Origin of the sequence: Streptomyces sp. NPDC006235, assembly GCF_040613735.1 — a bacterium.
Classification (GTDB): domain Bacteria; phylum Actinomycetota; class Actinomycetes; order Streptomycetales; family Streptomycetaceae; genus Streptomyces.
Genome location: NZ_JBEXSR010000003.1, coordinates 243,671 through 256,672, shown reverse-complemented (window position 1 = coordinate 256,672; position 13,002 = coordinate 243,671). Strand labels below are relative to the sequence as shown.

The window sequence follows — 13,002 nt, the reverse complement described above, 5'->3', positions numbered from 1 at the left end:
TACGATGGGTCGCGTGCCAAAAGTGACCCGTGCCGACGCCAGGGCGGCCCTGCGCAACCCGCTCGCCTTCATCGCCGAGCGCTGGACCCCGGAACCCCGGACGGTCCAGCGCGCGGCCCTCTCCGCCATCGTCATGTCGGTGCTCATCGTGGTCACCGGCGGAGCCGTTCGGCTGACCGGCTCGGGCCTGGGCTGCCCGACCTGGCCCAAGTGCACCGCCGACTCACTCACCGCGACCAGCGCGATGGGCTTCCACGGCGCCATCGAGTTCGGCAACCGCATGCTGACGTACGTGCTGTGCGCCGCCGTCGGCTGGGCGATCATCGCCGCGCGCTCGCAGAAGCCGTACCGGCGCGGCCTGACCCGGCTGGGCTGGGTGCAGTTCTGGATCGTGATGAGCAACGCGGTGCTCGGCGGCATCGTGGTGCTGGTCGGTCTCAACCCGTACACGGTCGCGGCCCACTTCGTCGCGACGTCCGCGCTGATCGCGGTGGCGACGGTGATGTGGCAGCGCACCCGTGAGGGCGACGCTCCGCCGCGCCCGCTGGTCGGCAAGGCCGTGCAGCAGCTGGTCTGGTTCCTGGTCGCCGCCGCCGTGCTGCTCATCCTGGTCGGCACGGTGGTCACCGGCGCGGGTCCGCACGCGGGCGACTCCAGCGAGGTCGAGCGGATGCCGGTCGACTGGGAGACGGTGAGCAAGCTGCACGCCGTGCTGGCGTGGATCGTGGTGACGCTGACGTTCGCCCTGTGGTTCGTCCTCAAGGCGGTCGACGCCCCCAGGAGCCCACTGAACCGCACCCGCGAACTGTTCCTGATCCTGCTCGCGCAGGGCGTCATCGGTTACGTCCAGTACTTCACGGACCTGCCCGAGGTCCTGGTCGGCCTGCACATGTTCGGCTCGGCCATGATGTGGATCTGGGTGCTGCGGGTGGTGCTGTCACTGCGCGAACGGCCGGAGGCGGCTGTGGACGTACCCGGTCCCGCCGCCGAGGCCTCCCTGACGAAGGCCTAGAGGCCAAGACCAGGGTTCAGTCGAGCCCGTACACCCGCCGCGCGTTCCCCGACGCCAGCATCCCCGCCACCCGCTGCGCGTCGGCCAGGGACCATGCGCCCTCGGCGACCCAGGTGCCGAGCACCCGGCCGAGCGCCTCGCGGAACAGCCGGGCCCCCACCACGTGCAGCTCGGGCAGTCCCTGGGCGCCGGTGGAGAAGAGGATCTTGCCGAAGGGCGCCAGCTCCAGGATCTCCGCGAGGACGGTCGCGGCGCGGGCGCCGGTGCGGACCAGGGCCGCGCCGGAATCGACGTAGACATGCGGGAAGACACCGGCCAGGTGGGCGGCCTGCCGGTGGTACGGGTAGCCGTGCAGCAGGACGAGGTCCGTACCCAGACCGGCCGTGGCCCGTACGAAGTCGGTCAGCAGCACCGGATCCGTACGGTCGATCCGCAGGCCCGGCGCGCCGAGCCCCGCGTGCAGCTGGAGCGGCAGCCCCGAGGCGACGGCGCTCCACAGCAGGTGCCGCAGCAGTACCGGGTCGCTGAGTTCCCCGCCGACCTCGCGCCCCGCGATCCAGCGGCCGGCGGCCCCCCGCACATCCCCCGGCCCGGGCGGCTCGGGCGCCAGCGCGAGGCCGTGCCGTACGCCCGCGACCGAGGTGAAGGCGACGGCGTGCGCGGCGGCGGCGTGCACGGACTCGGCGAGGTTGGCGAGGAAGGACTCGACGGTCCCGGAGGTGTCGGCGACCTGCTCGGCGAGCAGCTCCAGCCGGACGATCTCGCGGGCCTCGGCGGCTCCTGCGGAGGCCAGTTCGCCGGGTTCGGTCAGATCACCGGGCAGGCCCGTGTCGACCAGGTACGTCGTGATGCCGCTGCCGCGCAGGAGCCGGCGGGCCGAGTCCAAGACGCCCAGTTCGCGGCGGCGGGCCAGGTAGCGGGCGGGCGTGCAGTGCGGTTCGAGGCCGAGCAGTGGTGGGCACCAGCGCCGCACGGCGAAGCCGGTCTGGGTGTCGAAGAGGGTGGTGCCGGGGGCGGGTGGGCCCTCCGTGCGGGAGAGGTGGGCCTCGAAGGTGCCGAGGCCCAACTCCGTGCGGAGTACTCCGTGGCAGTACTGGTCCACTAGGGACGGCGTTTCGATCATCCGGGCTCCCCGGTGTGGACCCTGTTGTTCCTGAGGGTCTTAACGGGTGAACCGGGTTGAGGTCGCGGTCCCGGGGTGGGGTGCCTGTGTTGTTCGGCGGGTGCGGGTGGTGTGTGGCTGGTCGCGCAGTTCCCCGCGCCCCTGAAGAGGGTCAGTTGTTCTTGGGGCCGCCTACTTGGATCCCAGCCATGCGTGACCACTCGTAGCGGCCCGTTTTCACCTTCGCCGCGAATTCGCCGTCGAAGGACTCGTGGGTCGTGATGCCCGACTTCTCCACGGCCTTCTCGGCGATCTCGTACGAGGGGGCCACCAGGTCGCCCCAGTTGCCGTCCTCGCCGACCAGGACGATGCGGGCGCCGCGGTCGCCGAGGTAGGCGACCTGGCCCTCCGCGCCGCCGTGGGCCTTGGAGAAGGAGCTGATCTGCTTGGCCAGCCGGGCCGCCTTGCGCTCGGCCTTCGGGTCAACCTGCTGCGTCTCTGCCATGACCAGGATGCTACTCACGAGTAGATCGACTGGCGAGAGCAGGCCCCTGTGACGTACGTCAGCGGTGCGTCAGCGCAGGAACGGGTCGACCGCGACGGCCACGAACAGCAGCGAGACGTAGGTGATCGACCAGTGGAACAGGCGCATCTCCTTCAGCTTCGCGCCCGTCACCTCCGCCTTCGCGCGGTTCTGCAGGCCGTGCGCCTCCCAGAGCCAGAAGCCGCCCGCCAGCAGGGCGACCGACGTGTAGAACCAGCCGGTGTAGCCGAGCGGGGTCAGCAGCAGCGAGACGGCGACCATGACCCAGCTGTAGATCACGATCTGCTTGGCGACGACCTTGTTGGAGGCGACCACCGGCAGCATGGGCACGCCCACGCGCGCGTAGTCCTCCTTGACCTTCATGGACAGCGGCCAGTAGTGCGGCGGCGTCCAGAAGAACATGACGAGGAACAGGATGATCGGGGCCCACGACATGGAGTTCGTGACCGAGGACCAGCCGATCAGCACGGGCAGGCAGCCGGCGATACCGCCCCACACGATGTTCTGCGAGGTGCGGCGCTTGAGGATCATCGTGTAGACGACGACGTAGAAGAGGAGCGCGCCGAGGGAGAGCCAGGCGCTCAGCCAGTTCACCGTGAGGCCGAACAGCAGCGTCGAGGCGATCGCCAGGGTGATGCCGAAGGCGAGGCACTCGCGCGGGCTGACCATGCCGGTGACCAGCGGCCGCTGCGAGGTGCGGTCCATCAGCGCGTCGATGTCGCGGTCGATGTACATGTTGAGCGCGTTGGCGCCGCCCGCGGACATGTAACCGCCGACGCAGGTCAGCAGCACCAGCGTCAGGTCGGGCACACCCTGCTGCGCCAGGAACATCACCGGGACGGTGGTGATGAGCAGCAGCTCGATGATCCGCGGCTTGGTGAGAGCCACGAACCCCTTGACACGGGCCCCGAACGGCCGGTGGGCCGGGCTCTGGTCCGTCCCGATCATCCCCGCTGGACGGGATTCAACGGCCGTCACGCACACCCCTACAGAGACATCCCAGCAAGCCTCACCCGTGTGAAGTACCGGTAAAGGCTCGCGCGTACCACGCCACTTTAGACGTTGCCCAGAGTCGGACATTCGCGGGGGTCGGCTCGTGTTGGAGGGCGGCTCCGGAAGGGCGTGCGGAAGCTCGATTGAGCACCCGGATGAGCGGCTCCGTATTCACCTGTCGAATGGGATACGGCCCAGTCAGGAAGCGGATCGAAACGTGTCCCGGCACTCTGGAGTGACTCGAAAGAACGCACGTCCCACGGGGGTAGGCTCGGCTGCGGCCGGTGGACGCCCCGATACACCGGCATCCGACATGTGGAGAGGAGCCCTGACCCAGGGTGAGCACCAAGCCGACCACAACAGACCTCGAGTGGACCGAGTTGGACCAGCGGGCCGTCGACACCGCGCGTGTCCTGGCCGCCGATGCCGTACAGAAGGTCGGTAACGGCCATCCGGGTACGGCGATGAGTCTCGCGCCTGCCGCCTACACCCTCTTCCAGAAGGTGATGCGGCACGACCCGGCGGACGCCGACTGGGTCGGGCGGGACCGCTTCGTGCTGTCCGCCGGCCACTCGTCCCTGACCCTCTACACCCAGCTGTACCTGGCCGGTTTCGGCCTGGAGCTGGACGACCTGAAGTCCTTCCGCACCTGGGGTTCGAAGACGCCGGGTCACCCCGAGTACGGGCACACCACCGGTGTGGAGACGACGACCGGCCCGCTCGGACAGGGTGTCGCCAACGCGGTGGGCATGGCGATGGCCGCCCGCTACGAGCGTGGTCTGTTCGACCCGGAGGCCCCCGAGGGCGAATCCCCCTTCGACCACTTCGTCTACTGCATCGCCGGTGACGGCTGCCTCCAGGAGGGCATCTCCTCCGAGGCCTCGTCGCTCGCGGGCCACCAGAAGCTCGGCAACCTGATCCTGCTGTGGGACGACAACCACATCTCGATCGAGGGCGACACCGAGACGGCCGTCTCCGAGGACACCGTCAAGCGGTACGAGGCCTACGGCTGGCACGTGCAGCGCGTGGAGCCGCAGGAGAACGGCGACCTGGACCCGGCCGCGATCTACGAGGCGATCCAGAAGGCCAAGGCCGTCACGGACCGACCGTCGTTCATCGCGATGCGCTCGATCATCGCCTGGCCGGCCCCGAACGCGCAGAACACCGAGGCCGCGCACGGCTCGGCGCTGGGCGAGGACGAGGTCGCCGCGACCAAGCGGGTGCTGGGCTTCGACCCGGAGCAGAGCTTCGAGGTCGCCGACGAGGTCATCACGCACACCCGCAAGGCGCTGGAGCGGGGCCAGGCGGCCCGCGCGGTGTGGGAGAAGGCCTACCAGCAGTGGCGGGACAACAACCCCGAGCGCGCCGCCGAGTACGACCGCGTGGCCAAGGGTGAGCTGCCCACGGGCTGGGAGGAGAAGATCCCGGTCTTCGAGGTCGGCAAGGGCGTGGCCACGCGTGCCGCCTCCGGCAAGGTCCTCCAGGCGCTCGGCGCGGTGATCCCGGAGCTGTGGGGCGGCTCGGCCGACCTGGCGGGCTCCAACAACACCACGATCGACAAGACCAGCTCCTTCCTCCCGGCGGACAACCCGCTGCCGGAGGCGGACCCGTACGGCCGCACGATCCACTTCGGTATCCGCGAGCACGCGATGGCCGCCGAGATGAACGGCATCGCGCTGCACGGCAACACCCGGATCTACGGCGGCACGTTCCTGGTCTTCTCCGACTACATGCGCAACGCGGTGCGGCTGTCGGCGCTGATGCACGTGCCGGTGACGTACGTGTGGACGCACGACTCCATCGGCCTCGGTGAGGACGGCCCGACCCACCAGCCGGTCGAGCACCTGGCGTCGCTGCGCGCCATCCCGGGCCTGAACATCGTGCGCCCGGCGGACGCCAACGAGACGGCCATCGCCTGGCGCGAGATCCTCAAGCGCTGGACGAAGGAGTTCGGCAAGGGCCAGCCGCACGGGCTGGCGCTGACCCGTCAGGGCGTGCCGACGTACGAGCCCAACGACGATGCCGCCAAGGGCGGTTACGTCCTGTTCGAGGCCGACGGCGGCGAGCCCGAGGTCATCCTGATCGCCACCGGCTCGGAGGTGCACGTCGCCGTCGAGGCGCGCGAGCAGCTCCAGGGCGCCGGCGTGCCCACCCGTGTGGTTTCCATGCCGTCGGTGGAGTGGTTCGAGCAGCAGGACCAGGGGTACCGGGACAGCGTTCTGCCGCCGTCCGTCACGGCTCGCGTCGCGGTGGAGGCCGGGATCGGCCTGACGTGGCACAAGTACGTCGGGGACGCCGGCCGCATCGTTTCCCTGGAGCACTTCGGTGCTTCGGCCGACGGCAAGGTCCTTTTCCGTGAGTTCGGCTTCACTGCCGAGAACGTTGCCACCGCCGCGCGGGAATCGATCGCCGCAGCTCAGCGCTGACGCTTATATACGACACGTAGGAGATGGAATTTCCATGACAGACGCACTCAAGCGCCTCTCCGAGGAAGGCGTCGCGATCTGGCTGGACGACCTGTCGCGCAAGCGGATCACGTCCGGCAACCTCGCCGAGCTGCTCGACCAGCAGCACGTCGTGGGCGTCACGACCAACCCGACGATCTTCCAGAAGGCGATCTCCGAGGGCGACGGCTACGACCAGCAGCTCTCCGACCTCGCTGCCCGCAAGGTCACCGTCGAAGAGGCCATCCGGATGATCACGACGGCGGACGTCCGCGACGCCGCCGACATCCTGCGTCCGGTCTTCGACGCCACCGGCGGCCAGGACGGCCGGGTCTCGATCGAGGTCGACCCGCGCCTGGCGCACAACACCAAGGCGACGGTCGCCGAGGCCAAGCAGCTCGCCTGGCTGGTGGACCGGCCCAACACGCTCATCAAGATCCCGGCGACCGAGGCGGGTATCCCGGCCATCGCCGAGACCATCGGCCTGGGCATCAGCGTCAACGTCACGCTGATCTTCTCGCTGGAGCGCTACCGCCTGGTCATGGACGCGTTCCTGACCGGCCTGGAGAAGGCCAAGGAGCGCGGCCTGGACCTGTCGCAGATCCACTCGGTGGCGTCGTTCTTCGTCTCCCGCGTGGACACCGAGATCGACAAGCGGATCGACGCGCTCGGCACCGACGAGGCCAAGGCGCTGCGCGGCAAGGCCGCCATCGCCAACGCCCGTCTCGCCTACCAGGCGTACGAGGAGGTCTTCTCCTCGGACCGCTGGAACGCGCTGGAGCGCGAGGGCGCCAACAAGCAGCGTCCGCTGTGGGCCTCCACCGGCGTGAAGGACAAGGCGTACAAGGACACCATGTACGTCACCGAGCTGGTCGCGCCGAACACGGTGAACACCATGCCGGAGGCGACCCTGTTCGCCACCGAGGAGCACGGCGAGATCACCGGCAACACCGTCGCCGGCACCTACGAGCAGGCCCGCGCGGATCTCGACGCGGTCGAGCGGCTCGGGATCAAGTACGACGACGTGGTCCGGCTGCTGGAGGAGGAGGGCGTCGAGAAGTTCGAGGCGTCCTGGACCGACCTGCTGAAGTCGACCGAGGCCGAGCTTCAGCGCCTCGCCCCTTCGGAGGGCTGAACAGGTGTCGAGCAGCAACCCGCTGCGTGACCCCGCGGACCGACGGCTCCCGCGTATCGCGGGGCCGTCGGGCCTGGTCATCTTCGGCGTCACGGGCGACCTGTCCCGCAAGAAGCTCATGCCCGCCGTGTACGACCTCGCCAACCGGGGTCTGCTGCCGCCGGGCTTCTCGCTCGTGGGCTTCGCGCGCCGCGAATGGGCGCACGAGGACTTCGCCCAGGAGGTCCACGACGCGGTCAAGGAGCACGCCCGCACGCCCTTCCGCGAAGAGGTCTGGCAGCAGCTCATCCAGGGCATGCGCTTCGTGCAGGGCACGTTCGACGACGACGACGCGTTCGAGCGGCTGCGCTCCACGATCGAGGAACTCGACAAGGCACAGGGCACGGGCGGCAATTTTGCCTTCTACCTGTCCGTGCCGCCGAAGTCCTTCCCGGTGGTCATCCAGCAGCTGAAGAAGCACGGGCTGGCCGACCAGAAGGGCGGCTCCTGGCGGCGCGCGGTCATCGAGAAGCCGTTCGGGCACGACCTGAAGTCGGCCGAGGAGCTCAACAAGGTCGTCCACGAGGTCTTCGCCCCGGACCAGGTCTTCCGCATCGACCACTACCTGGGCAAGGAGACCGTCCAGAACATCCTGGCGCTGCGCTTCGCCAACACGATGTTCGAGCCGATCTGGAACCGGTCCCTCGTGGACCACGTGCAGATCACCATGGCCGAGGACATCGGCATCGGCGGCCGGGCCGGGTACTACGACGGCATCGGCGCCGCCCGTGACGTCATCCAGAACCACCTGCTCCAGCTCCTGGCGCTCACCGCCATGGAGGAGCCGGCCTCCTTCGACGCGGACGCGCTGGCCGCCGAGAAGACCAAGGTGCTCGGCGCGGTGAAGCTGCCCAAGGACATGGGCCGGGACACCGTGCGCGGCCAGTACGCGGCCGGGTGGCAGGGCGGCACGAAGGTGCGCGGCTATCTGGAGGAGGACGGCATCAACGCCTCCTCGAAGACCGACACCTACGCCGCGATCAAGCTGGAGATCGACAACCGCCGCTGGGCGGGCGTCCCCTTCTACCTGCGCACCGGCAAGCGCCTGGGCCGCCGTGTCACGGAGATCGCGGTCGTCTTCCAGCGGGCCCCGCACTCCCCCTTCGACAGCACGGCCACCGAGGAGCTGGGCTCCAACGCGATCGTCATCCGCGTCCAGCCGGACGAGGGCGTCACGGTCCGCTTCGGCTCGAAGGTGCCGGGCACGTCGATGGAGATCCGCGACGTGTCGATGGACTTCGCGTACGGCGAGTCCTTCACGGAGTCCAGCCCGGAGGCGTACGAGCGTCTCATCCTGGACGTCCTCCTCGGAGACTCGAACCTCTTCCCGCGTACCGAGGAGGTCGAGCTGTCCTGGAAGATCCTCGACCCGATCGAGGAGTACTGGGACACCAACGGCAAGCCCGCGCAGTACCCGGCCGGTACCTGGGGGCCCGTCGAGGCGGACGAAATGCTCGAGCGACACGGACGGAGCTGGCGCCGGCCATGAAGATAGACCTCACGGACACCACGGCCAGCAAGATCAACAAGGCGCTGGTGCAGGGCCGCCGGGCGATCGGCACCCCGGCGGTCGGGATGGTGCTCACGCTGGTCATCGTGACCGACGAGGAGAACGCCTACGACGCGCTGAAGGCCGCGAGCGACGCCTCGCACGAGCATCCCTCGCGCACGCTCGTGGTCATCAAGCGCGTCTCCCGCTCGCCCCGCGACCGTACGCAGTCCCGCCTGGACGCGGAGGTCCGGGTCGGCGCCGACGCCGGCACCGGCGAGACGGTCGTGCTCCGGCTCTACGGCGAGGTCGCCGACCACGCCCAGTCGGTGGTGCTGCCGCTGCTGCTGCCGGACGCCCCGGTGGTGGTGTGGTGGCCGGTGAACGCGCCGCTCGACCCGGCGAAGGACCCCCTGGGTGCCCTCGCCCAGCGCCGCGTCACCGACACCTACGCCTCCGAGCAGCCGGTACGGGACCTGGCCACCCGGTCGGGCACCTACACCCCCGGCGACACGGACCTGTCCTGGACCCGCATCACGCCCTGGCGTTCCATGCTGGCGGCCGCTCTCGACCAGGTCACCTGCGAGGTCAGGGCCGTGGAGGTGGAGGGCGAGGAGTTCAACCCGAGCTGCGAGCTGCTGGCGATGTGGCTCGCGGACCGGCTGGACGTCCCCGTGAAGCGCTCACTGTCCGGCGGCCCCGGTCTGACGGCGGTCCGCATGGACACCAGCTGCGGCGCGATCACCCTGGACCGTGCCGACGGGTCCCTCGCGACGCTCTCCATCGAGGGCCAGCCGGCCCGTGGTGTGGCGCTCAAGCGCCGGGACACGGCCGAGCTGATCGCGGAGGAGCTGCGGCGTCTGGACCCGGACGACACGTACGCGTCGGCGCTGCGGTACGGCGTGGACCGGCTGAAGGCGTCCTGGTCGGCTCCGGCGACGGAAGAGCCGGAGGCCAAAAAGGGAGAGCCGGTGGCCAAAGGGGAGCCCAAAAGTGACGGCCGGGGGCGGCTCGCCCTCCCCGCTCCCGTCGAAACGGCTGCGAAAGCTCCCGCTGCGGAAGCGACGGCGCAGGCACCGGTGAAGCAGGAACCGCCCCAGTTGGAACCGGTACGGAAGGCGACGACGAAGTGAGCACGGCACCGCAGCTGGTCGTCCACCGCGACAAGGAGCTGATGGCCCAGGCCGCGGCGGCCCGGCTGATCACCAGGATCGTGGACGCGCAGGCCTCCCGGGGTTCGGCGTCCGTGGTCCTGACGGGCGGCCGCAACGGAAACGGCCTGCTGGCCGCCCTGGCCGCGGCGCCCGCCCGGGACGCGATCGACTGGAGCCGGCTCGACCTCTGGTGGGGTGACGAGCGGTACCTGCCCGAGGGCGACCCGGAGCGCAACGTCACGCAGGCGCGTGAGGCACTGCTGGACTCGGTGCCGCTCGATCCGAAGCGGGTGCACGCGATGCCCGCGTCGGACGGTCCCTACGGTGACGACGTGGACGCGGCGGCGGCCTCGTACGCGGAGGAACTGGCGCGGGCGGCGGGCCCGGAGAACCACGGGCCCGTCCCCACGTTCGACGTGCTGATGCTGGGCGTCGGCCCGGACACGCACGTGGCGTCCCTGTTCCCGGAGCTGCCGGCGGTGCGGGAAGCCGACCGTACGGTCGTCGGGGTCCACGGCGCGCCCAAGCCGCCGCCGACGCGGGTGACGCTGACGTTGCCGGCGATTCGTGCGGCGCGGGAGGTGTGGCTCCTGGCGGCGGGCGAGGACAAGGCCCAGGCCGCGGCGATCGCGCTCTCGGGCGCGGGGGAGATCCAGGCACCGGCGGCCGGGGCGTACGGCCGCGGTCGGACACTGTGGCTGCTGGACGCGGCGGCGGCTTCCCAACTGCCGCGTTCCCTGTATCCGCCGGCTTCGGCTTAGGGCGCCCAGGGGGCTCCGCCCCCTGGACCCCCATGCCTTCGCCCCCCGGTTGCCCCCATCAAGGGCAGTTTCGAGTGGCGGGTGGGCATAGGCGAGGGTCCAGGGGGCGGAGCCCCCTGGTGCTGCGGCTACTTGACCGACCCGGCCATGACCCCCTGCACAAAGTGCCTCTGGAACGCGAAGAACACGACGACAGGCACGACCAGGGACACGAACGCCCCGGGCGCCAGGACGTCGATGTTGCTGCCGAACTGCCGTATCTGGGACTGGAGTTCCACCGTCAGCGGCTGTGAGGAACTGTCCGCGAACAGCAGCGCCACCAGCATGTCGTTCCACACCCACAGGAACTGGAAGATGGCCAGGGAGGCGATCGCCGGCCGCCCCACGGGCAGCACGAGCCGCGTGAAGATACGCCATTCGCTGCCGCCGTCCATCCGAGCCGCCTCCAGCATCTCCTTCGGCATCTCGGCGAAGTAGTTCCGCAACAGGAACACCGCGAACGGCAGGCCGTAGGCCACGTGGAAGAGGACGACCCCGGGAATCGTGCCGAACAGGCCCAGCTGCCCGAAGAGTTTGGCGACCGGCAGCAGCCCGATCTGCACGGGCACCACCAGCAGCGCGACCACGACCAGGAAGACCGCCTCCCGCCCGGGGAAGTCCAGCCACGCGAACGCGTAGCCGGCGAGCGCCGCGATCACCACGACCAGCACCGTCGTCGGCACCGAAATCAGCACCGTGTTCCAGAACGCCTGCGTGATGCCGGAGTTCTGCAACAGCGAGGAGTAGTTGTCGAAGGACAGCTGCCCGGGGCTGGAGAACACCGTCCACCAGCCGCCCTTCGCCGTGTCCTCGGCGGACCGCAGCGAGGACAGGAACAGCCCGGCCAGCGGCGTCATCCACACCAGGCCGATCACCACGAGGAAGGCCTGGACGACCCCGTTGCCCAACCCGCGCCGCACCGCGTTCATCGCTGACTCCTTCGGAAACGGCGGACGTTGAACACCATGGCCGGGACCACCAGCAGCAGGAGCAGCACTCCGAGCGCGCTGCCGAGCCCCTGGTTGTTGCCGCCGCCGAACGACACCAGCCACATCTGCGTCGCGAGGACGGTCGCGTCCTCCTGCACGGGCCCGGGCGCGATGATGTAGACGAGGTCGAAGACCTTCATCACGTTGATGACCAGGGTGACGAAGACGACGGTGAGGACCGGGGCCAGCAGCGGCACCGTGATCCGCCGGAAGATCTGCCACTCGTTCGCGCCGTCGATCCGCGCCGCCTCCAGCGCGTCACGCGGCAGCGTGGACAGGCCGGCCCCGATCAGCACCATGGCGAAGCCGGTCCAGATCCACAGGTAGGCCCCGATGATCGCCGGTGTGACGAGCGCCGGTCCGAGCCAGGAGACGCCTTCGTAGGGCGGGGCGAAGTTGGACGCCGGCAGTTTCACCTCGTAGGAGCCCGGTGCGAGGCCCTCGAAGCGGAAGGAGCCGTCGGAGGCGGTGGTCGCCGTGGCGGCCGTCTTCCCGTCGCGTACCGCCTCGACCTTCATCTGCGGAAGTCCGCTCTCCCGCCGGTCCACCTTGCCCTGTTCCCCTCCCCCGCCGGGCGTGAAGTCCAGGTAGACCACTCCGCGCAGTTCGTCGGGGGCGGCCTTCCGTCCCGCTGCCGCGTACGCGGGTTCCGTCCCGCCCGGCAGGTCGTCGGGCAGCACCCCGACCAGACCCAGCGTCACCGCGTCGCCCGGGGACACGCTCGAACTGGTGCGGTACGAACCGTCCTTGTCCTTCGTCAGGCCCTGCCCGTCCCGCGCCCGGGCCGTCGGGTACGAGGACTCGGCCTTGAAGGCGTCGTGGACGGAGACGACCGCGGCGTTCAGGACGCCCTTGTCCGGGTCCTCGTCGTAGGCGAGCCGGAAGATGATGCCGGCGGCGAGGAAGGAGACCGCCATCGGCATGAAGAGGAGCAGCTTGAAGGCGGTGGCCCAGCGGACCTTCTCCACCAGGACGGCCAGGATGAGCCCGAGTCCGGTCAGCAGGGCCGGGGCCACGACGACCCAGATGGCCGTGTTGCGGACGGCCGTGAGGGTCGCCGGGTCGCGGAACATCTCGGTGTAGTTCTCGCCGCCGACGAAGGTCGTCCCGGAGGCGTCGAAGAAGCTCCGGCCGATGCTGAACAGCACGGGGTAGACGACGAGCGCGCCGAGCAGCAGCAGGGCGGGCAGCACGAACAGCAGGGCGATGATCTTGCCGCGCCGCCGCAGCCGCCGGGTGCGGTCGGCGATCGTGTCGGGCGGTGGGGGGTTCGTCTCCTTGACGAGGGTCGCTGTCATGGC

11 protein-coding genes are annotated in these 13,002 nt (G+C 69.9%); 6 read left to right on the top strand and 5 right to left on the bottom strand.

The features are described 5' to 3' along the window. The first annotated feature begins 4 nt into the window (after positions 1-4). A complete protein-coding gene (locus ABZ192_RS05240) occupies positions 5-1,012 on the top strand; it encodes a COX15/CtaA family protein (RefSeq protein ID WP_356923322.1) in 1,008 nt (335 codons plus the stop codon). A gap of 16 nt (positions 1,013-1,028) precedes the next feature. Here the strand turns inward: ABZ192_RS05240 and ABZ192_RS05235 are convergent, their stop codons facing one another. The 3 genes from ABZ192_RS05235 to ABZ192_RS05225 all read right to left on the bottom strand — a co-directional run bounded on the left by ABZ192_RS05235 (position 1,029) and on the right by ABZ192_RS05225 (position 3,606). Further along, complete coding sequence (locus ABZ192_RS05235; protein WP_356923172.1) at positions 1,029-2,135, bottom strand: amidohydrolase family protein; 1,107 nt, start codon at positions 2,133-2,135, stop codon at positions 1,029-1,031. A 151-nt stretch (positions 2,136-2,286) separates the two neighbouring features. Then, positions 2,287-2,619, bottom strand: a complete 333-nt coding sequence (locus ABZ192_RS05230; protein WP_356923171.1) for a hypothetical protein — start codon at positions 2,617-2,619, stop codon at positions 2,287-2,289. A gap of 69 nt (positions 2,620-2,688) precedes the next feature. Then, entirely contained in the window at positions 2,689-3,606 is a 918-nt protein-coding gene (locus ABZ192_RS05225; RefSeq protein ID WP_274815471.1) for a heme o synthase, read from the bottom strand. 383 nt (positions 3,607-3,989) lie between these two features. Between ABZ192_RS05225 and tkt the strand changes: the two genes are divergently transcribed. The 5 genes from tkt to pgl are packed head-to-tail and all read left to right on the top strand — an operon-like array spanning position 3,990 to position 10,673. Further along, a complete protein-coding gene (gene tkt, locus ABZ192_RS05220) occupies positions 3,990-6,077 on the top strand; it encodes a transketolase (RefSeq protein WP_356923170.1) in 2,088 nt (695 codons plus the stop codon). A 34-nt stretch (positions 6,078-6,111) separates the two neighbouring features. Beyond that, entirely contained in the window at positions 6,112-7,230 is a 1,119-nt protein-coding gene (tal, locus tag ABZ192_RS05215; RefSeq protein ID WP_355717112.1) for a transaldolase, read from the top strand. Positions 7,231-7,234: 4 nt separating this feature from the next. After that, positions 7,235-8,758: a glucose-6-phosphate dehydrogenase gene (zwf, locus tag ABZ192_RS05210; protein WP_356923169.1), complete on the top strand. Its 1,524-nt coding sequence runs from the start codon at positions 7,235-7,237 to the stop codon at positions 8,756-8,758. After that, positions 8,755-9,891, top strand: a complete 1,137-nt coding sequence (gene opcA, locus ABZ192_RS05205; protein ID WP_356923168.1) for a glucose-6-phosphate dehydrogenase assembly protein OpcA — start codon at positions 8,755-8,757, stop codon at positions 9,889-9,891. Before zwf ends, opcA begins: the two co-directional genes overlap by 4 nt. Then, positions 9,888-10,673: a 6-phosphogluconolactonase gene (gene pgl, locus ABZ192_RS05200; RefSeq protein ID WP_356923167.1), complete on the top strand. Its 786-nt coding sequence runs from the start codon at positions 9,888-9,890 to the stop codon at positions 10,671-10,673. The genes opcA and pgl overlap by 4 nt, the downstream gene beginning before the upstream one ends. 128 nt (positions 10,674-10,801) lie before the next feature. On the opposite strand, the gene ABZ192_RS05195 is transcribed toward pgl, so the two are convergent. Further along, a complete protein-coding gene (locus tag ABZ192_RS05195; RefSeq protein ID WP_020273243.1) occupies positions 10,802-11,641 on the bottom strand; it encodes a carbohydrate ABC transporter permease in 840 nt (279 codons plus the stop codon). Then, positions 11,638-12,999 carry a sugar ABC transporter permease gene (locus ABZ192_RS05190; RefSeq protein WP_356923166.1) on the bottom strand — a complete coding sequence of 454 codons (1,362 nt, stop codon included), beginning with the start codon at positions 12,997-12,999 and terminating at the stop codon, positions 11,638-11,640. The genes ABZ192_RS05195 and ABZ192_RS05190 overlap by 4 nt, the downstream gene beginning before the upstream one ends. Positions 13,000-13,002: the final 3 nt, after the last annotated feature.

Bases quoted from the DNA above. Each gene is read 5' to 3' on its own strand.
- ABZ192_RS05240 (WP_356923322.1), top strand. From the start codon at position 5: ATGGGTCGCGTGCCAAAAGTGACCCGTGCCGACGCCAGGGCGGCCCTG.
- ABZ192_RS05235 (WP_356923172.1), bottom strand. From the start codon at position 2,135: ATGATCGAAACGCCGTCCCTAGTGGACCAGTACTGCCACGGAGTACTC.
- ABZ192_RS05230 (WP_356923171.1), bottom strand. From the start codon at position 2,619: ATGGCAGAGACGCAGCAGGTTGACCCGAAGGCCGAGCGCAAGGCGGCC.
- ABZ192_RS05225 (WP_274815471.1), bottom strand. From the start codon at position 3,606: ATGATCGGGACGGACCAGAGCCCGGCCCACCGGCCGTTCGGGGCCCGT.
- tal (WP_355717112.1), top strand. From the start codon at position 6,112: ATGACAGACGCACTCAAGCGCCTCTCCGAGGAAGGCGTCGCGATCTGG.
- opcA (WP_356923168.1), top strand. From the start codon at position 8,755: ATGAAGATAGACCTCACGGACACCACGGCCAGCAAGATCAACAAGGCG.
- ABZ192_RS05195 (WP_020273243.1), bottom strand. From the start codon at position 11,641: ATGAACGCGGTGCGGCGCGGGTTGGGCAACGGGGTCGTCCAGGCCTTC.
- ABZ192_RS05190 (WP_356923166.1), bottom strand. From the start codon at position 12,999: ATGACAGCGACCCTCGTCAAGGAGACGAACCCCCCACCGCCCGACACG.